17 protein-coding genes and 1 tRNA gene are annotated in these 18,414 nt (G+C 66.5%); 7 read left to right on the top strand and 11 right to left on the bottom strand.

Annotated elements, in window-relative coordinates:
* Positions 1 to 110: 110 nt before the first annotated feature.
* Positions 111 to 569 (top strand): RidA family protein, encoded by a 459-nt coding sequence (locus tag ACIQC9_RS07505; protein ID WP_400614032.1) that lies wholly within the window; start codon positions 111 to 113, stop codon positions 567 to 569.
* Positions 566 to 1,717 (top strand): GNAT family N-acetyltransferase, encoded by a 1,152-nt coding sequence (locus ACIQC9_RS07510; protein ID WP_400614034.1) that lies wholly within the window; start codon positions 566 to 568, stop codon positions 1,715 to 1,717. Before ACIQC9_RS07505 ends, ACIQC9_RS07510 begins: the two co-directional genes overlap by 4 nt.
* 1 nt (position 1,718) lies before the next feature.
* Here the strand turns inward: ACIQC9_RS07510 and ACIQC9_RS07515 are convergent, their stop codons facing one another.
* Entirely contained in the window at positions 1,719 to 2,084 is a 366-nt protein-coding gene (locus ACIQC9_RS07515) for a phage holin family protein (protein ID WP_400614035.1), read from the bottom strand.
* 95 nt (positions 2,085 to 2,179) lie between these two features.
* Between ACIQC9_RS07515 and ACIQC9_RS07520 the strand changes: the two genes are divergently transcribed.
* Positions 2,180 to 2,617: an HIT family protein gene (locus ACIQC9_RS07520; RefSeq protein WP_400614037.1), complete on the top strand. Its 438-nt coding sequence runs from the start codon at positions 2,180 to 2,182 to the stop codon at positions 2,615 to 2,617.
* Here the strand turns inward: ACIQC9_RS07520 and ACIQC9_RS07525 are convergent.
* Positions 2,614 to 2,967 (bottom strand): DMT family protein, encoded by a 354-nt coding sequence (locus ACIQC9_RS07525; protein WP_400614039.1) that lies wholly within the window; start codon positions 2,965 to 2,967, stop codon positions 2,614 to 2,616. The two genes, ACIQC9_RS07520 and ACIQC9_RS07525, sit on opposite strands and share 4 nt — an antisense overlap.
* Before the next feature lie 61 nt (positions 2,968 to 3,028).
* Between ACIQC9_RS07525 and ACIQC9_RS07530 the strand changes: the two genes are divergently transcribed.
* Positions 3,029 to 3,104, top strand: a tRNA-Thr gene (locus tag ACIQC9_RS07530).
* A gap of 66 nt (positions 3,105 to 3,170) precedes the next feature.
* On the opposite strand, the gene ACIQC9_RS07535 is transcribed toward ACIQC9_RS07530, so the two are convergent.
* The 9 genes from ACIQC9_RS07535 to ACIQC9_RS07575 form a co-directional block, all read right to left on the bottom strand.
* On the bottom strand, positions 3,171 to 4,607 hold the full coding sequence (locus tag ACIQC9_RS07535) for a cryptochrome/photolyase family protein (protein ID WP_400614041.1): 1,437 nt from the start codon (positions 4,605 to 4,607) through the stop codon (positions 3,171 to 3,173).
* Positions 4,608 to 4,721: 114 nt separating this feature from the next.
* Complete coding sequence (locus tag ACIQC9_RS07540) at positions 4,722 to 5,453, bottom strand: SDR family NAD(P)-dependent oxidoreductase (protein ID WP_400614043.1); 732 nt, start codon at positions 5,451 to 5,453, stop codon at positions 4,722 to 4,724.
* Positions 5,454 to 5,562: 109 nt separating this feature from the next.
* Positions 5,563 to 7,509: an acetate--CoA ligase gene (acs, locus tag ACIQC9_RS07545; protein ID WP_400614045.1), complete on the bottom strand. Its 1,947-nt coding sequence runs from the start codon at positions 7,507 to 7,509 to the stop codon at positions 5,563 to 5,565.
* A 38-nt stretch (positions 7,510 to 7,547) separates the two neighbouring features.
* Positions 7,548 to 9,419 carry a ferrous iron transporter B gene (locus ACIQC9_RS07550; RefSeq protein WP_400614047.1) on the bottom strand — a complete coding sequence of 624 codons (1,872 nt, stop codon included), beginning with the start codon at positions 9,417 to 9,419 and terminating at the stop codon, positions 7,548 to 7,550.
* Positions 9,419 to 9,691 carry a ferrous iron transport protein A gene (locus tag ACIQC9_RS07555; RefSeq protein ID WP_400614049.1) on the bottom strand — a complete coding sequence of 91 codons (273 nt, stop codon included), beginning with the start codon at positions 9,689 to 9,691 and terminating at the stop codon, positions 9,419 to 9,421. The genes ACIQC9_RS07550 and ACIQC9_RS07555 overlap by 1 nt, the downstream gene beginning before the upstream one ends.
* Positions 9,692 to 9,783: 92 nt before the next feature.
* Positions 9,784 to 13,017, bottom strand: a complete 3,234-nt coding sequence (locus ACIQC9_RS07560; RefSeq protein ID WP_400615424.1) for an efflux RND transporter permease subunit — start codon at positions 13,015 to 13,017, stop codon at positions 9,784 to 9,786.
* On the bottom strand, positions 13,017 to 14,156 hold the full coding sequence (locus tag ACIQC9_RS07565) for an efflux RND transporter periplasmic adaptor subunit (protein WP_400614051.1): 1,140 nt from the start codon (positions 14,154 to 14,156) through the stop codon (positions 13,017 to 13,019). Before ACIQC9_RS07565 ends, ACIQC9_RS07560 begins: the two co-directional genes overlap by 1 nt.
* A gap of 127 nt (positions 14,157 to 14,283) precedes the next feature.
* Positions 14,284 to 15,090, bottom strand: coding sequence for a hypothetical protein (locus ACIQC9_RS07570; RefSeq protein ID WP_400614052.1), 807 nt, complete (start codon positions 15,088 to 15,090; stop codon positions 14,284 to 14,286).
* Positions 15,036 to 15,800 (bottom strand): class II aldolase/adducin family protein, encoded by a 765-nt coding sequence (locus ACIQC9_RS07575; RefSeq protein WP_400614053.1) that lies wholly within the window; start codon positions 15,798 to 15,800, stop codon positions 15,036 to 15,038. Before ACIQC9_RS07575 ends, ACIQC9_RS07570 begins: the two co-directional genes overlap by 55 nt.
* A 141-nt stretch (positions 15,801 to 15,941) precedes the next feature.
* Between ACIQC9_RS07575 and ACIQC9_RS07580 the strand changes: the two genes are divergently transcribed.
* The 3 genes from ACIQC9_RS07580 to ACIQC9_RS07590 all read left to right on the top strand — a co-directional run bounded on the left by ACIQC9_RS07580 (position 15,942) and on the right by ACIQC9_RS07590 (position 18,405).
* Positions 15,942 to 17,051 carry a DUF2336 domain-containing protein gene (locus ACIQC9_RS07580; protein ID WP_400614054.1) on the top strand — a complete coding sequence of 370 codons (1,110 nt, stop codon included), beginning with the start codon at positions 15,942 to 15,944 and terminating at the stop codon, positions 17,049 to 17,051.
* 45 nt (positions 17,052 to 17,096) lie between these two features.
* A complete protein-coding gene (locus ACIQC9_RS07585; RefSeq protein WP_400614055.1) occupies positions 17,097 to 17,861 on the top strand; it encodes an NAD kinase in 765 nt (254 codons plus the stop codon).
* A 67-nt stretch (positions 17,862 to 17,928) separates the two neighbouring features.
* On the top strand, positions 17,929 to 18,405 hold the full coding sequence (locus tag ACIQC9_RS07590) for an Hpt domain-containing protein (RefSeq protein WP_400614057.1): 477 nt from the start codon (positions 17,929 to 17,931) through the stop codon (positions 18,403 to 18,405).
* Positions 18,406 to 18,414 lie beyond the last annotated feature (9 nt).

The following is an 18,414-nucleotide window of genomic DNA, read 5'->3' on the forward strand; positions in this document are numbered from 1 at the left end:
AGTTGATCGAAACAGCCGGGCGACAGGCTGCGCCGGCGGACCTTCCACAGGTCCAAGCTTCCGCATGCCCTTGCGCCGCGCTAAACCGCCGCCAAATCAAGGAGCATCCCATGACCGTCGCCGCCCGCCTCGCCGAACTCGGCATCAGCCTGCCCGAACCCGCCAAGGCGGTCGCGAACTATGTGCCCTACGTCCAGACGGGCAATCTGCTCCACATCTCTGGACAACTGTCGAACGACGCCTCGGGCGGACTCAAGGGCACGGTCGGCGCTGATGTCTCGCAGGACGACGCGGTCAGGGGCGCGCGCATGTGCGGCGTCAACCTGCTGGCCCAGATCTCGGCCGCACTGGACGGCGATCTTGAGCGCGTCGTGCGCGTGGTCAAGCTGGGAGGCTTCGTCCAGGCCGCTGGCGACTTCGAAGCCATTCCCGCCGTCATCAACGGCTGCTCGGACCTGATGGTCGAGGTGTTCGGCGACAAGGGCCGCCACGCCCGCTCCGCCGTCGGCGTCTACAAACTGCCCCTCGGCTTCGCCGTCGAGGTCGATGCGATCGTCGAGGTGCGGTGAGTTTCACGATACGGGTCAACGATCGGGTCGCCGACATCGGACGGAGCGCGTGGGACGCCTGCGCCGCTCCGTCGGGCGATCCGTTCGTCTCGTATGACTTTCTTGACGCCTGCGAGGCGTCCGGGAGTGCGGTCCCCCGTCAGGGTTGGGCCGGCCGCCACCTCGCGCTGAGCGACGACGACGGCCGCGTCATTGGCGTGATGCCGCTTTGGCTCAAGGGTCACAGCCAGGGCGAATACGTCTTCGATCACAGCTGGGCCGACGCCTACGAACGGGCCGGCGGCCGCTACTATCCCAAGCTGCTGGGCGCCGTGCCCTTTACCCCCGCTGCCGGTCCGCGCTTCCTCGCTCACCCCGACGCCGACCACGCCACCGTCCGCGAGGCCCTGCTGCAGGGCGCGCTGGCGCTGACGGAGCGGTTGGGCGCTTCGTCATTGCACGTAAATTTCCCCGATCGCGGCGACTGGGACGCCATGGGCGAGGCCGGCCTGCTGCGTCGGCAGGACATCCAGTACGTCTGGCGCAACGGCGGCTATCAGACCTTCGACGAGTTCCTGTCCGCCCTGTCCTCCAACCGGCGCAAGACCATCCGCCGCGAGCGCCGCGAAGCGCAGGCCGGGCTCGATATTCGCGTCCTGACCGGTGCGGAGATCGAGGACTCCCACTGGAACGCCTTCTTCGCCTTCTACATGGACACGGGCTCGCGAAAGTGGGGCCGCCCCTACCTGACCCGCGACTTCTTCAGCCGCATCGGCGCGACGATGGCTGACCGCATCGCCCTGGTGATGGCCTTCCGCGACGGGACGCCGATCGCCGGCGCGCTCAACCTTATCGGCCGCGACGCCCTGTACGGCCGTCAGTGGGGCGCGCTGGAAGAGGTCCCGTTCCTGCACTTCGAGCTCTGCTATTATCGCGCCATCGAGTTCGCCATCGCGCGTGGTCTGTCGCGCGTCGAGGCCGGGGCGCAAGGGGAGCACAAGATCGCCCGGGGCTACCTGCCCTCTCCCGTCTACTCAGCCCACTACATCGCCGACCCGGCGCTGCGGGGACCTGTCGCCCACTATCTCGAGCGGGAGCGTCCATCGGTGGAGGCGGAGATGCATGCCATGACGGAAGAGCTGTCGCCTTTCCGGCGGAACGTCGACTAGATCAGTCGCGTCGCCGCTCGACCTCGGGTGCGCCGATGAACCAGCCCGCGATCCAGCTGACCACGCCGGTCACGATCGCCGCTCCGATCCCGGCCCAGAGACCGTTGACCGCAAACCCCGGCAGCAGCGCCGCCACCAGTCCGATCACCGCCGCGTTCACGACCAGCAGAAACAGGCCGAAGGTGATGATGGTCAGCGGGAAGGTGAGGATCGTCAGGATCGGCCGCACCACGGCGTTGGCGATCCCCAGCAGGAAGGCCGCCAGCAGCAGGGACGTCGTATCACTGAAGCCGACCCCCGTGACGACTTGCGCCGCCAGCCAAAGAGCCAGCGCGGTCACCAGAAACTGGACGATAAAACGAAGCATGCGGCGTCTCCTCTCAGCTTGACCATAACACCCGAACCGCGATCCGGCTCCCCATCCGTCGAGGTCCCCGTTATGCTCGCCGGACGGAGCCCGCCATGACCCTTCACGCCGCCTACGATCCCGATAACGTCTTCGCGAAAATCCTGCGCGGCCAGATCCCGTCCGTGAAGGTCTGGGAGGACGACGACGTGCTCGTCTTCATGGACGTCTTCCCTCAGTCGGAAGGCCACGTCCTGATCATCTCGAAGACCTCGACCGCCCGTACCCTGCTTGAGATCGAGCCCGAGGCCCTCCAGAAGGTCGTGGCTGCGACCCAACGCACCGCTCACGCCATCCAGAAGGCGCTGAAGCCGGACGGCTTTTCGGTCTTCCAGTACAATGGCGAGGCGGGCGGACAGACCGTCTTCCACCTGCATTTCCACATCGTGCCGCGGTGGGCGGGCCGGCAGATGAAGGGCCACGGCCACGCGCCCATGGCCGACACCGAGGCCCTGCGCGCGCTCGCGGACCGCATCGCCGCCGAACTGGACTAGAGCGGCCCCCGGAACACGAACCACGCGCCCGCGAAGATCAGGGCGAAGCCGACCGCATGATTCATGGTCAGCTTCTCGCCGAGGAAGGTGACCGAGAAGACGGCGAACACCAGAAGGGTGATCACCTCCTGCATCGTCTTCAGCTCCGCCGCCGAATAGACCTGATGCCCGATCCGGTTCGCCGGCACCGCGAGGCAGTATTCGAAGAAGGCGATCCCCCAGCTGACGATCACCACCAGCCACAGCGGCTTCGACCCGAACTTCAGATGTCCGTACCATGCGAAGGTCATGAAGATGTTGGACGCCGCCAGCATGAGGATCGGCGCGATCTGGGCGAAGGATGTCGGCATGTGCGGTCCCGTCTTGCGTCATCGCCCATGCGACAGCATAAGGGCGCCCGTCAAACGGTAAGCCGGCTTAGCTCAGTTGGTAGAGCGCCAGTTTTGTAAACTGGATGTCGCGGGTTCGATTCCTGCAGCCGGCACCATTCCCGCCTCATAGGGCGTTTGAAAGCCGTTGGCGTCAGACCTGCTGCTCTAACCCCCGGGATCGGTCAGTCGGCGCGCGCGATCTGCTTCAGCGCCGCCAGCGCACGCTCCCGGGCCGCCTTGTGATCGACGATCGGCTTGGGATAGGTCCGGGGCGTCACGCCCGCGGCCGACAGAACGTCAGACGGTGCGTCATGCGGGGTGTGAATCCATTTCGCCGGCAGGGCGGCCAGCTCGGGAACCCAGCGTCGGACGTAGTCACCCTTGGGGTCGAACTTCTCGCCCTGGGTCGTCGGGTTGAAGACCCGGAAAAACGGCGATGCATCGGCGCCTGACCCGGCGATCCACTGCCAATTCTGGCTGTTGTTGCCCAGATCCGCATCGACGAGGGTATCCCAGAACCACGCCTGGCCCCGCCTCCAGTCGATCAGCAGATCCTTCACGAGGAAGGAGGCGACGATCATCCGGACCCGGTTGTGCATCCAGCCCGTCGTCCAGAGCTGACGCATACCGGCGTCGACGATCGGATAGCCCGTCCGACCCCGTGTCCAGGCCTCAAACCCCGCGGGATCGTCGCGCCATTCGAAGGCGTCGTATTCCGGACGGAAGGCGCGTTCTGGCAGCCGGGGGAAATGGTGAAGCAGGTGAGCGGAGAACTCACGCCAGACGATCTCGCGCACGAAGGCTTCAGCTTCGCTTTTCGGCGCCTTGCCGGACTCCGCCGCGGCCCGGACCGATTCCACGACGCGCCATGGGTGGAGTTCGCCCCAGTGCAGATGCGGAGACAATCTGCTGCTGCCCTGTTCAGCAGGCCTGTCGCGACCTGAGCTGTACCGGGCAAGCCCTCCCTTGATGAACTCTTCCAGAGCCCGGCGTGCGCCAATCTCCCCCGGGCTCCAGTCGAACCCCGTTGACCAGTCCGGAGATGAGGGCTGCAGATTCCAGTCCTCAATCGCCTCCGACCCTGTTCCTGGAACGGAGGACAGTCCTGTCGGGGCCGGTCCGAGATCGCGGGGCTCGGCGGTCGAAAGGAGGGATTTCGAGAACGGGGTGAACACCTTGTAGGGCTGGCCCGACCCGTTCAAAACCGAACCGGGGCTGCACAGCAGGCTGCCATTGTATCCCTTGCAATCAACTCCCGCCGACTTGAGCTCGTGAGCGATTTCCGCGTCCCGGGCCCAGGCGACGGGCTCGAAAAGGCGGTTCATGACGACCAGTCCGGCCCCGACTTCCCCCGCCAGCCTCGGCAGTTCGAGTTCGGCGTGACCGCTTCGCAGAACAAGGGGTGATCCCGCGGCGGTCAGACTTATGTCCAGCGCCTTCAGTGACTTGTCGAGCCACCACTTCGCGGCGCCGCCGGGGGCGGGATTCTCGTCCCGATCGAGAATATAGACCGGCACGATCGGTCGTCCCGTCGCGACGGCGTGGGCAAGGGCCGGATTGTCCGCAAGTCTCAGATCACGACGAAACCAGACGATGACGGACGACTGATCTGAGGACATCAAGCTCTCCAATTTACCACGCACGCCGTCGGTCTGGCCGGACCGGGTCAACACCCGAGACCACGAAATGTAGCTCGTCTGAGGCCACAGTGGCGGCCTCCACCGCCGCGGGGATCACCACGGGATTTCCGCGCCGTCCCAAGCGAAGAACTTGCCGGTATCCTGCGGTTTGAGACCGTCCATAACCTTCAACAGAGCCTGAGCGGCGTCCCGAGGCGCAAGTCTCGCCGGCCGCGTGGCGGCTCCCTGCCGGAACGGGGCGCTCAGCTTCGTTTCGACGGTTCCGGGGTGAAGCGCGACGCAGATCCCCTGCGGATGGGTGCGCCGATACTCGACGGCGAGAGTCGCGACCAGCATGTTCAGCGCGGCCTTCGACGCCCGATAGCCATACCAACCGCCCAGCCGATTGTCCCCGATGCTGCCCACCCGTGCGGACAAGGCGGCGAACACTGATGGTCCGTCCCGCGACATCAGCGGTAGAAAATGTTTTGCGATCAGGGCCGGACCGATAGCGTTGATCTCGAACAGGCGCGCCAACGCTTCGGGTTCGATGGATTTCATGGATCTCTCGGGCGTCACCCCGGGGGCGTGAAGAAGGCCCGTCGCGACGACGATTCGCCTGATCGCACCCATCGTCTTCAGTGGGTCGGCCGCCGCCTCAAGCGAGGCCTCGCGGGTGATGTCGGCTTCCAGAAAAAGATGACGATCGTCATCCGGCCAGTCGACAGGCCGCGACCGCGCCAGACCGACGATCAGACCGGCGGACTCTCGCCCCGAAAGCTCGGACGCCAACGCCCGGCCCACGCCGCCTGCCGCTCCGACGATTATGTTGACCGGTCCTTGCATGTCGCGCTTCCTCACCGGTCCCGGAATGCATGCCGGAACGCATCCCCGGCGCCGGTCATGCAGATACGAAATGAAGTCCCGAAAAGACGGGTCCGCGACGAAGCGGCCTCTACTTGCTGGCCATTGCCCGGTTTCGAACCAGATCGTCCACCACTCCCGGGTCCGCGAGCGTCGAGGTGTCGCCGAGCGCGTGCACCTCGTTCTCCGCGATCTTTCGCAGGATGCGACGCATGATCTTGCCGGATCGCGTCTTGGGCAGGCCCGGAGCCCACTGGATCACGTCCGGTGCCGCGATGGGCCCGATCTCCTTGCGCACATGGGCGACCAGCGCCCTGCGCAGGTCCTCCGTCGGCTCGACGCCCGCGTTCAGCGTCACATAGGCGTAGATGCCCTGCCCCTTGATGTCGTGCGGAAAGCCGACGACCGCCGCCTCGGCCACGTCGTCATGCAGCACCAGCGCGCTCTCGACCTCGGCGGTGCCCATACGGTGGCCGGAGACGTTGATGACGTCGTCCACCCGCCCCGTGATCCAGTAGTCGCCGTCCGCGTCCCGTCGGCAGCCGTCGCCGGTGAAATACTTGCCGGGATAGGCGCTGAAATAGGTCTCGAAGAACCTTTGATGGTCGCCGTAGACGGTGCGCATCTGGCCCGGCCAGCTGTCGGTGATGCAGAGATTGCCGGACGCCTCGCCATCCAGCACGGCCCCGTCCGCATCAACCAGTTCCAGCTCCACCCCCGGAAGGGGCTTCGTCGCCGACCCCGGCTTCAGATCCGTCGCCCCCGGCAGCGGTGAGACAAGGATGCCGCCCGTCTCGGTCTGCCACCAGGTGTCGACGATCGGCAGACGTCCCTCGCCCACCACCTCATGATACCAGCGCCACGCCTCAGGATTGATCGGCTCCCCGACCGTGCCCAGCAGGCGCAGCGACTTGCGGCTGGTCGACTTCACCGGCGCATCGCCGTCACGCATCAGGGCCCGCAGGGCGGTCGGGGCCGTGTAGAAAATCTCGACCTGGTGCTTGTCCACGACCCGCCAGAAGCGGCTGTTATCCGGATAGTTGGGCACGCCCTCGAACATCAGCGTCGTGGCCGCATTGGCCAGCGCGCCGTAAACAACATAGCTGTGGCCGGTCACCCAGCCGACATCGGCGGTGCACCAGAACACCTCGCCCGGGCGGTAGTCGAACACCAACTCATGCGTCCACGACGCCCAGAACAGATAGCCGCCTGTCGTGTGCAGGACGCCCTTCGGCTTCCCGGTCGAGCCGGAGGTGTAGAGGATGAAAAGCGGATCCTCGGCGTTCATCGGCTCGCATGGGCACTCTTCGGAGACGCCCTGCTTGGCCTCGCCGTATCGGACATCGCGGCCCTCTACGATCGGGACGTCGGCATTTGTGTGCGAGACGATCAGCACCTTGTCCACGCTGACCTTCTCCAGCGCTGCGTCGACATTGGCCTTCAGAGGCACCCGCTTGCCGCCGCGCAGGCCTTCGTCGGCGGTGATCACGACCTTCGAGCCGCAATCCTCGATCCGGCCCGCCAGGCTGTCCGGCGAAAAGCCGCCGAACACGACCGAATGGACCGCGCCGATCCGGGCGCAGGCCAGCATGGCGACGGCGCCCGCCGGGATCATCGGCAGGTAGATCGTGACCCGATCGCCTTTCACAACGCCAAGGCCCTTGAGCACATTGGCCATGCGGCAGACCTCGGCATGCAGCTGCCGATAGGTCAGGCCGCCGGACTGGTCGGGATCATCGCCTTCCCAGATGATCGCCGTTTGGTCGGCCCGCTCGGCCAGATGCCGGTCGACGCAGTTGTGCGCGACGTTCAGGACGCCATCCTCGAACCAGCGGATGCGGAAGTCGGCCTTGTCAAAGCTAACGTCCTTGATCTTCGTCGGCGCGGTGATCCAGTCGAGGCGCTTCGCCTGCTCTGCCCAGAAGAGGTCCGGCGTCTCGCGTGCGGCGATCCGGGCGGCCTCGTAAGTCTCACGGTTCATATGGGCGCGGGCCGCCCATGCCGGATCGACGGGGTACAGTTCAGGTTCTTCAGTCATCCCGGCAGTCTCGACCTGAGCGCCGCCGGGTCAAGCCCTCAGCCGCCGCCCATCGCCACGGCGACGCGATAGGTGATGAAAGCGCCCAGATAGGCGAGGCCGAACATGTAGACGACCATCACCCACATCCATTTCCACGAGTTCAGCTCGCGCTTGACCACGCCCAGCGTCGCCACGCACTGGGGCGCGAAGATGTACCAGGCCAGGAAGGCGAGACCCGTCGCCAGCGACCAGTTGGCGGCCAGCGTCGCACCCAGCACGCTCCCGGCGCTCTCGGGGTCTGCTACCGCATAGACGGTGCCCAGCGCCGCCACGGCGACCTCACGCGCGGCCATGCCGGGGATCAGGGCGATGACCATTTCCCAGTTGAAGCCGATCGGCGCGAACAGGGGCTCCAGCGCCTTTCCGATCATGCCGGCGAAGGAATAGTCGATGGCCGGCTGGGTCGCGCCCTCGGGCGGATAGGGGAAGGTCGACAGCGCCCAGACAATGATCATCAACGGCAGGATGATCCGCCCCGCCCGCTCCAGGAAGATGCGGGCGCGGAGCCAGAGATTGAACAGCACGCTCTTGAAATCGGGGGTCTTGTAGGCCGGCAGCTCCATCATGAACGGCTCGACCGCGCCTCTCCAGAACACCTTGCGGATCACGAAGGAGACGATCAGCGCGCTGACGATGCCGGCGGCGTACAGGCCGAACATCACCAGCCCCTGCAGGCTGACGAAGCCCCAGACCGTCTGGTCGGGAATGAAGGCGCCGATGATCAGCACATAGACCGGAATGCGCGCCGAGCAGGTCATCAACGGGGCGACCATAATAGTCGTCAGCCGGTCGCGTTTGCTGTCGATCACCCGCGCCGCCATGACGCCGGGAATGGCGCAGGCGAAGCTGGAGAGAAGCGGAATGAAGGCGCGGCCATGCAGCCCGGCCCCACCCATGATCCGGTCCATCAGGAAGGCGGCCCGGGCCATATAGCCGAAGTCTTCCAGCAGGATGATGAACAGGAACAGGATCAGGATCTGCGGCAGGAAGACCAGCACGCTGCCGACACCCGAGATCAGGCCGTCGACGATCAGGCTCTGCCAGATCCCGTCGGGAACGACGGTCGCCACCAGCCCGCCCAGCGCGCCGAGGCTGCCCTCGATCCCGTCCATCAGCGGCGTCGCCCATGTGAAGACGGCCTGGAACATGACGAACAGCAGGGCGAACAGAATCGCCAGCCCGGCCACGGGATGCAGCAACACGGAGTCGATCCGGCCCGTCAGCGTGTCCGGCCGCTCTGGCGGCTTCACGCAGGCCCGCATGATCCGCTCGGCCTCACGGGCCTTGCCGCGCAGGGCGTCGGCATCAGGCGCGGACCAGACGTTCTCGGCCGTCGCGGACTGTACGCCGGCTACGCCTTCGATGGCGGCGATCAGGTCCTCGATCCCCCGCCGCCGGGTGGCGGTAGTCGGGATGACAGGCACGCCCAGTTCGGCCTGAAGTTTTTCCAGATCGATCCGCAGCCCTTGGCGCTGGGCGATGTCGTACATGTTGAGCGCCAGCACCATGGGTCGCCCGACGGCCTTCAGCTCAAGGACCAGACGCAACACCAGTCGCAGGTTGGTGGCGTCCGCCACAGCCACGATCACGTCTGGCGGAATCTCGCCTTCAAGCTGGCCCAGGACGGCGTCACGGGTGACTTCCTCATCCGGGCTGCGGGCGCGCAGGGAATAGGTGCCAGGCAGGTCGAGCACCGACATCGACCGGCCGTCGCCGGCGCGGATCAGGCCTTCCTTCCGCTCGACGGTGACGCCCGCATAGTTGGCGACCTTCTGGTGTGCGCCAGTCAGGGCGTTGAACAGGGCCGTCTTGCCGCTGTTGGGATTCCCGACCAGGGCGACCCGGGCCGTGCGCACCTGCATGTCCATCAGGCGACGGCTCCGTCGACGCGGACGATCAGGCTTGCGGCCTCGTGCCGTCGAAGGGCCACGCGCATGTCGTCGACCTTCAGCGCCATCGGATCCCGGCCGAACAGGCCCTCGTGCAACAGTTCGATCCGCGCGCCTTCGACAAAGCCCAGTTCGATCAGCCGGCGCTCCAGCTCCACCCCATGGTCCTGATGGTGGCAGTGCTCGCCGACCTTCACGATGACGCCGCGGTCACCGGGGCGGAATTGGCTCAGGGAAACGGTATCGGACATGACGCTCGCAATCGCCGCCGGGGGGCGGCCTTCCTGACAGTGATTATCAGGTGCGAAGCGGCACCGTCCACCCCGACGAGACGCCGCAGCCGCTATTCAGCAGCTTGCGGAACGCCGTCGTTGGCCGTGATCTCCTGCGCCTCCCACTCCTCGATCTTGCGGGCGGTGTACTCGGGCGACCTGGTGAAGCGCGCCAGCACGCCGTAGATGATCGGCACAATGAACAGGGTCAGCAGGGTGGCGAACATGGCGCCGGCGAAGATCACCACGCCGATGGTCTGACGGCTGCCCGCCCCCGCCCCTTGCCACAGCACCAGCGGCAGCGCGCCGAAGGCTGTGGCGATGGAGGTCATGATGATCGGGCGCAGACGCAGGGTCGAGGACTCGACGATGGCTTCCGTGATCGACCGACCCTGATCCCGCAGTTGGTTGGCGAACTCGACGATCAGGATGCCGTTCTTCGCCGCCACCCCGATCAGGATGATCAGGCCGATCTGCGAGTAGATGTTCAGGCTGGAGCCCGCCATCGTCAGGCCGAACAGACCGCCAGCCGCCGCGAGCGGCACCGTCAGCATGATCACCGCCGGGGTAATCCAGCTCTCGAACTGGGCCGCCAGAACAAGAAAGACCAGCAACAGGGCAAGACCGAAGGCGGCCGCGACGGCGCCGCCGGCCTCCTGCTGGTCCCGCGCGGCACCGCCCCACTGGGTGGTCACGGCGCCCTGAGGCTGCTCCGCCGCCACCTGGTTCAGGAACTGGACGGCGTCGGCGATGGTGTAGCCCGGGTTCAGGTCGGCCGAGAGGCTGATGGACCGCTGGCGATCCAGCCGGCGACGATCCGGCGTATCGCCCGAGGTCTTGGTTGTGACGACCGACGACAGGGGCACGAGCTGACCGGCGCCCGTGTTCACGTACAGCGCCTCCAGATCCCCGACGTTGCGGCGGTTGTCGCGCTCCGTCTGCAGGATGACGTCGTACTCCTGCCCGCCCTTGATGTAGGTCGTGGCGCGACGGGAGCCGAACATGGTCTCGAGCGTCCGGCCGATGGACTGGGATGAGACTCCCAGCGACGCCGCCTTCTCCGGATCGACGTCGACCAACAGACGTGGCGCGTTGGGCTCATAGTTCAGGCGGGGCCGCGAGAAGCCGGGGTTTTCCAGCGCGCGGGCAAGCACCGGCTGCAGCCAGTTGTAGATGTCGCTGTACTCCGACCCTGTCACGATCATCTCGACGGAGTTCGAGTTGCCGCCGCCGCGCTGGAAGGCGCCGGGGACCGAGGCGTTGACCTGGGCGTCCGTCTGGCCGCGCAGCTTGCCGTTCAGTTCCTGCGCGATCTCGTCGGCAGAGCGCTGGCGCTTCGACCAGTCGGCCAGCACGAGGTTGCCGCTGCCGGAGTTGAAGCTGCCGCCGCCGAAGCCGGGCGCCGAGACCAGATAGCTGTCGGCCTCGCCGTTATTCTTGTACTCGGCGAGGATGGGTTCGAGGCCCAGCATGATGCGGCGGGTGTAGTCGAAGCCCGCGCCTTCGGGGCCCTGAACCCGGATCTGCACCCGTCCGCGATCTTCGGCCGGGACCAGTTCGTCCGGCAAGGTCAGGAACATCGTCGCGGCGCCGGCGCCGACAAGCAGGATCAGACCCGCCACGCCCCACACGGCGATCCGCCGGCCAAGAAGAGCCTGAAGCGAATTGCCGTAAGACGAGCGCAGCTTGTCCATCGCCCAGTCGACCTTGCGGGCGACGAAACCGCTGTTGGTGGCGGGCTTCAGAATTTTCGACGCCAGCATCGGCGAGAGGGTCAGGGCGAGGAAGGCCGAGAAGGCCACGGCCGCCGCGATCGCCGCCGCCAGCTCCACGAACAGGCGTCCGACATAGCCCGGCAGGAACAACAGCGGCGCGAACACCGCCAGCAGCACCACCGTCGTCGCCACAACGGCGAAGAACACCTGACGCGCGCCACGCTCGGCGGCGACCAGAGGCGGCTCGCCGTGATCGAGACGTCGCTGGATGTTCTCGGTCACGACGATGGCGTCATCGACCACCAGACCGATCGCCAGAACCAGCGCCAGCAAGGTCAGAAGGTTGAGCGAGAAACCGAGCGGGGCCAGCACGATGAAGGTCGACAGCAGGCAGATCGGGGCCACAATCGACGGAATGAAGGCGGCCCGCAGGCTGCCGAGGAAGATAAAGTTCACCAGCGCCACCAGCGCCATCGAGATGCCGATGGTGATCCACACCTCGTCGATCGCGTGCTTGGTGAAGACGGAGTTGTCCGAGCCGATCGTCAACTCAACGCCCTGCGGCAGGCTGGGCCGGACCTCCTCGATCATCTTCTCCACGCCCTCGGAAATGGCGAGGTCGTTCGACTGGGCCTGACGGGTGACGGCGAGACCGATCTGGTCCTGGCTGTTGCCGCGGAACAGGCGGCGATCCTCTGCAGGCGCCTCTTCGACGCGAGCAATATCGCCCAGACGGGTGACGTAGCCGGCCTGCCCCTGAATGGCGCCGGTCGCGCCGCTGGGCAGGGCGCCGGTGTTCGAGGCCAGACCGCTGGTGTTGTTCGATGAGGCGGCGTTCGACGCCGAGCCGCGCGTACCGATCGGCAGCTGACGGAAGTCCTCGGCGCGGGCGTAGGTGCGGGCGACGCGGACGGTGTAGTCTTTCTGGCCGGACTCCAGCGATCCCGCGGGCAGTTCGACGTTCTGGGTTGTCAGAGCCGTTTCGACGTCGGTGACGGTCAGGCCACGGGCCGCCAGAGCCGGGGCGTTCAGCCAGATACGCATGGCGTAGCGCTGCTCGCCGAAAATGTTGACCTGCGCCACGCCCGGCACGGTCGCCAGACGGTCGATCAAATAGCGGTCGGCGTAGTCCGTCAGCTCCAGCCGGTTCATCGACGTGGAGCGCAGGAACAGGATCATGATCGGCTGACTGTCGGTGTCGGCCTTGGCCACTTCGGGCGGGTCGGCCTGATCCGGCAGACGGCCCACGACGCGGGACACGCGGTCGCGCACATCGTTGGCGGCGTCGTCGATGTTGCGGTCCAGCGAGAACTCGATGTTCACGCTCGAGCGACCGTCGCGGCTGGTCGAGGTGATGCGGTCGACACCCTGGATGCCGGCGATCTGCTGCTCGATCGGCTCAGTGATCCGGCTCTCGATCACCTCGGCCGAGGCGCCGGCGTACGTGGTGTTGACCGAAACCACGGGCGGATCGACGTCCGGCAGTTCCCGGACGGGCAGGAAGAAGAACGCCGCCGCGCCGATGACGCACAGCACGATCGCGGCCACGGCCGCAAAGACGGGACGCCGGACAGCGACGTCGGAGAGCATCATTTGGCGGCGCCCTGGGCGGCGGGCCGGCCGGCCTGACGGCCCCCGCCCTGCCCGGCCACGCGGATCGGCGCGCCCGGCTGGATGCGGTTCAGGCCCGAACCGACGACGCGATCACCGGCGCTGAGGCCCGAAACGATCTCGACGAAGCCGCCTTCAACCGCGCCGGTTTCCACCTCGACGCGTTGGGCGGTCGAGCCCCGCTCACCGGCGGCGATGCGATAGACGAAGGCCCCGTCGCCTTCATACTGCACGGCCGCCTCGGGCACGCCCGGAGCCGTCCGCTGCCCTTGGGCCACGGCGACACGAATCGCCATGCCGGGCCGGATACGACCGCCGGGGTTCGTAATCTCCGCGCGGGCCGTGACGGCACGCGTTTGTTCGTTCACCCGGGTGTCGATCAGGGCGATGCGGCCGCTGAACGTCTCGTCGCCATAGGCGTCCACCGTGGCCGTGATCGACTGGCCGGTGCGGAGGATGCCGAGATAGCGCTCGGGGATCGGAAAATCGACGCGGACGACATCGATGTCGTCCAGCGTGGCGATGACGCCGCCCGGGTTCACAAGAGTGCCGGCGGTGACGGTGCTCAGCCCCAGTACACCACTGAACGGCGCACGAATGATCCGGTCGCCGCGACGCGCCTGCGCCGCCGACAAGGTGGCCTGCGCCGCCTCCAGCTCGGTTTCATACTGCTCAAGCATGGCCGCCGAGGCGAAGCCCCTGTCGGAGAGGGTTTTGTATCGGTCGTAGTTCCGGCGCGCCTGCGCGACCTGGGCGCGGGCGTTGAAGATGGCGGCGTCTTCTTCCCCGGCCTGCAGTTCGACCAAAGGCGTGCCCGCGGCGACCCGCTGGCCGTCGGTGAACAGGACGCGGGTGATCAGCTCGCTGGTGGAGGAGGTGATGTTGACCGACCGGCGGCCACGGGCGACGCCCAGCACACGAATCTGGTCGCTGAACTCGCGCGCCGTCGCTACGGCCACGGACACTTCCTGACCGCCGCCGCGGCCGCCACGGCCACCGGGACCACCCGGTCCGCCGGCCTTTTCGTCGCCGGCGAACGCCATGCGGAAAATGACCGCAACGACCATGAGGATCAGGAGCACGCCGGCTGCGATCAGGAAGAAGTGACGCTTGATCACGCGGGGCGGTCTCCACGATGTTGGAACGGCCGACTTAGCGGCTACCGCCGTCGACGCAACTAAAGAGTCAGTAACGGTTGGCGTTCCCAATTCCGTCGCGGAAACCGCCAGCCAATTTGTCGCGGCTTCAGAACCTGCGCCAGATGCCGATGACCGGGCCCCGGGATCGTGGCGTCTCGCGGCCTTCAACCGTCTCCCGCCAGCCGAGTTGAACGCTCCACGGCCCAAAATCCTTCACGACCGAAGTCTCGCCTGTCAGCCAGCGGGCGCCGTTCCTGTCGGCCTGTCCGGCGTAAGCCTGACTGAGCACCATCCAGCCGGGTCTGACATGGGCGCCGAGCGTCAGATCCAGTCGGGTCTCATCCGGCAAGCCAGCTCGCATTCGCCGCGCCGCCTGGATCTCGACGAAGCCGGGTGGCAACCAGCGGCGACCGTCAAAGCGGCGGCCGACCTCGGCGCGTATTTCCCAATCACTGTCGCCCTGCCCTGGCGCCGCATAGCCCGCGTTGCGTCCCTCGCCGCCGTCTGCGTAAGCCGCGTAAAGGCTGACTGCCGTCCGGTCGTCACGCCACGCCTGCCACGTCACGCCCAATTCAAGCGGCCCGCGACCTTCGTAGTCGACGAAGGCGTCCTCGCCCGATTGCCAGTCGCCCTTGAACTGGACCGTGATCCGGTCGGAGAGACCGTACTCTGCGAACACGCCTGTGGACCGGTCCCGTCGCGGCGCGGGCAAATGGACAGGTTGTCCCAGCGGATCAAACCCCTCATCCGCGCGCATCGCCTCATGTTTGGCGATGACCAGCCCCTTGCCCTTTGGCTTGGTCCATGCGCCGGCGTGGGCCGGCTGTGCGATCGCCAGCAGGCCGGCGAGAGCCAGCCCTAGGCGTCGTATCCCGGCGAGCGACGCTCCAGCATTCGAAGCGCGCCAGGCCATGCCAGCGCCGAGATGAAGCCGATGCCCCGCCCCTGCTCCTTCGTCTCGGCCTGAGCGGCTTCCGGCGCGAACAGCACATGATCGCGACCTACGGACAAAGCCGCCACCTGCTGCGCGCAGGCCCGCTCCAGAAAGAACATGCCGATCCATGCCGCCGCCGCCGTCTGCCCCACAGATAACGTCCCATGGTTGCGTAGCAGCATTAGAGGCTTGTCGCCAAGGTCCGCGACAAGTCTCTCCTTCTCCTCATGATTCAGCGCAAGACCTTCATACCCATGGTATGCGATCTGATGCTGCAGCAGGCAGGCGTTCTGGCCGATCGGCAACAGCCCTTCCTGCTGCGCGGCGACGCCCACACCGGCGATGGTGTGCAGGTGAATGACGAAGTGTGCATCATTCCGCGCCTCGTGAATCGCCGAGTGAATCGTGAAGCCGGCCGGATTGATGAAGTTGGTCGTCTCCTGAACGATGTTGCCTTGCAGATCGACCTTCACCAGGCACGAGGCCGTCATCTCCTCGAAGTAGAAGCCGTAGGGGTTGATCAGGAAATGCTTCTCCGGCCCCGGCACGCGCGCCGAGATATGGGTGAAGATCATGTCGTCCCAACCATGGAGGGCGACCAGCCGATACAGGGCCGCCAGATCCACGCGGGTCTGCCACTCGGCCTCAGAGACCCTGGATTTCAGTGATGTGATTGCGCCGTCAGCCATGCCGGACCTCCCGAGGTTCGTCCTTTTTCAGCACGGTCGCGCCGGGCCGGGACGGCGTCAAGGATTCAGCTTCCATTAACCCTGTCGAAACGTCCGGCGCATTAACCTTGGCCGTCGAATCCCCGGCGCGCGGAGACGCCTTTGTCGGTCCTGGTCCAGCTTCGTCCGACATCCGCCGAGGCTCCGGCAGTGCAGGAACTGCTGACGCTCGCCCGGGATCGGTCGGCGGACGCCCGCGAACGCCTTCTTCTGGGCGTGCTTTCGCTCTGCGACGCCCATCCACCGGTCGGCGAGTTGTCGCCCATCCTCGGCGAGATTTTCCTCACCCTCGCCCGTCAGGCCGAACGCGACGTGCGCAAGGCGCTGTCGATGCGGCTGGCCGAGGCCGACTGGGCGCCGCGGGAGCTGATCAATGTGCTGGCGCTGGACGAGATCGAAATCGCGCGCCCCATTCTTGCGGCCAGTCCTGTCCTGCAGGACGAGGACCTGCTGCGCGTCCTCGTGGAAGCGACGCTGGAGCACCAAATCGCGGTCGCCCGACGTCCAAACCTCGCCGGTCGCGTGGCCGACGCCATCATCGACAAGGGCGACCCTGCAACCCTGACCGCCCTGGCCTCCAACCGGACGGCCGAGATCAGTCTGGAAGGCGTCCGCAGGCTGGTCGAGCATTCCCGCCGTGTCGCCGCCCTGCGCGGCCCCCTGACCCGCCACCCCGGCCTGACCGAGCAGCTGGCGGAACAGATGTACCAGTGGGTCGGCGTGGCCCTGCGGCAGTCCATCTGCGCCCGGTTTGACGTCGACGAGGCGCGACTGGCGAGTGTCGTCGATCAGGCCGTTGCCGACGCTCACCGCGGCGAACGTCCCCTGACCGGCGCCGCTCCTGACAAAGAGCGCGACGAGATGGAGCGGCGACTGATCGACAAGTTGCAGGCGGCCGGACAGCTGAAGGCGGGATATCTCGTGCGATCGATCCGCGAACGTCGGCTCGGCCTGTTCGTGCACGGTCTATCGGCCCTCAGCGGCCAGCCGGTCGCCCACATTCACAAGGCGCTGGTTAGCGGCACGCCAGAGGCGCTGTATTACATCTGCGCCGCCGTCGGCATCGACCGGGCGGTCTTCCCCGCCCTGCTGACCGAGATCCGCCTTCTGAACGAGCGCAGGCCCGGCGACGGCGGTGAACGCGTGTGGCGACAGGAGGCGATCGAGCCCGCCGCCGCCATCCGCGCCTTCCGCACCCTGATGGCGGCCTGACGCAACCCGTTTGACTTCGCCTCCCGCCTCGGCTTGCGTAGTGGCGTGACCCAGCGCATCGCCTTCTCCGCCTCGGACCGCCCGGAAGCCCAGTCGGCGCGTGTTCGCCTTGTGGAGCGATATGGCTCGGTCGACCCGTCAGAAGCCGACGTCATAGTGGCCCTTGGCGGTGACGGCTTCATGCTGGAGACCCTGCACGCCAACCTGCAGCGCCGCACGCCGGTGTTCGGGATGAACCGGGGCTCGGTCGGCTTCCTGATGAACGACTATGAAGAAGACGGCCTGGTGGAGCGGCTGGAATCCGCGGGTCGCGCGGTCATCCACCCCTTGCAGATGGACGCATGGACCGAGAGCGGTCAGGCGCACAGCGGGCTGGCGATCAATGAGGTTTCCCTGCTGCGCCAGACCCGTCAGAGCGCCAAGCTGAAGATCACGGTCGATGGCCGCGTGCGGCTGGAAGAGCTGTCCTGCGACGGCTGCATGGTCGCCACAGCGGCGGGATCGACCGCCTATAACCTGTCCGCCCACGGCCCCATCATTCCGCTGGATGCGCAGGCTCTGGCCCTGACCCCGATCAGCGCCTTCCGCCCCCGGCGCTGGCGCGGCGCCTTGCTCCCTCATGCCGCAAAGGTCTGTTTCGAGGTTCTGGAAGCGGACAAGCGTCCTGTCAGCGCCACGGCGGACAGCTTCGAGGTCCGGCGGGTGACCCGGGTCGACGTGCGCGAGCGCCGCGACATCGCCCTGACCATGCTATTCGATGCAGGCCGATCCTTCGAGGAGCGGGTGCTGGCGGAACAATTCGCGTCCTGAAACCAACCGGAAACCGGTTCTTAAGGTCAACGTGCGACGGTTCGGGCTCTAAATTTGGGAGTCCCCCGTGAGCAACCCGGCCCAGGTCATTCGTCCGCCAAACACCCTCCGGCTGAAGGTCGGCGGCAATTTCGGCGGCATCGACGCCCTGGCGATCGCCAAGGCCGAAGAAGCCCTGAAGGCGATGTCCGGTCAGTTCGCCCAGTGGCTGGACGACGAGATCGTCAAGCTGGACAAGGCCCAAGCCGACATCCGCGCCCAAGGCTACAACGTCCAGACGGCCGAGTTCCTGTACATGCGCGCCCACGATCTGAAGGGTCTCGGCACCACCTACCAGTATCCGCTGGTGACCCGCATGGCCGGATCGCTGTGCAAGATGATGGATGATCCCGAGAAGCGCATGGCCGCCCCGATGGTGCTGCTCGACGCCCACATCGACGCCATCAAGGCCGTGGTCCGCGACAAGATCCAGACCGCCGATCACCCGACTGGCAAGGTGCTGGTGGAAACTCTGGAAGCGCGGGTCGCCGAACACTTCGCCTGAAGCCGAACT

The organism is Brevundimonas sp. NPDC092305 (assembly GCF_044755415.1).
Lineage (GTDB): Bacteria > Pseudomonadota > Alphaproteobacteria > Caulobacterales > Caulobacteraceae > Brevundimonas.

Bases quoted from the DNA above. Each gene is read 5' to 3' on its own strand.
- ACIQC9_RS07520 (WP_400614037.1), top strand. From the start codon at position 2,180: ATGACCCTTCACGCCGCCTACGATCCCGATAACGTCTTCGCGAAAATC.
- ACIQC9_RS07515 (WP_400614035.1), bottom strand. From the start codon at position 2,084: ATGCTTCGTTTTATCGTCCAGTTTCTGGTGACCGCGCTGGCTCTTTGG.
- ACIQC9_RS07525 (WP_400614039.1), bottom strand. From the start codon at position 2,967: ATGCCGACATCCTTCGCCCAGATCGCGCCGATCCTCATGCTGGCGGCG.
- acs (WP_400614045.1), bottom strand. From the start codon at position 7,509: ATGACTGAAGAACCTGAACTGTACCCCGTCGATCCGGCATGGGCGGCC.
- ACIQC9_RS07505 (WP_400614032.1), top strand. From the start codon at position 111: ATGACCGTCGCCGCCCGCCTCGCCGAACTCGGCATCAGCCTGCCCGAA.
- ACIQC9_RS07570 (WP_400614052.1), bottom strand. From the start codon at position 15,090: ATGGCCTGGCGCGCTTCGAATGCTGGAGCGTCGCTCGCCGGGATACGA.
- ACIQC9_RS07540 (WP_400614043.1), bottom strand. From the start codon at position 5,453: ATGCAAGGACCGGTCAACATAATCGTCGGAGCGGCAGGCGGCGTGGGC.
- ACIQC9_RS07555 (WP_400614049.1), bottom strand. From the start codon at position 9,691: ATGTCCGATACCGTTTCCCTGAGCCAATTCCGCCCCGGTGACCGCGGC.
- ACIQC9_RS07550 (WP_400614047.1), bottom strand. From the start codon at position 9,419: ATGGACATGCAGGTGCGCACGGCCCGGGTCGCCCTGGTCGGGAATCCC.
- ACIQC9_RS07575 (WP_400614053.1), bottom strand. From the start codon at position 15,800: ATGGCTGACGGCGCAATCACATCACTGAAATCCAGGGTCTCTGAGGCC.
- ACIQC9_RS07560 (WP_400615424.1), bottom strand. From the start codon at position 13,017: ATGCTCTCCGACGTCGCTGTCCGGCGTCCCGTCTTTGCGGCCGTGGCC.
- ACIQC9_RS07535 (WP_400614041.1), bottom strand. From the start codon at position 4,607: ATGTCCTCAGATCAGTCGTCCGTCATCGTCTGGTTTCGTCGTGATCTG.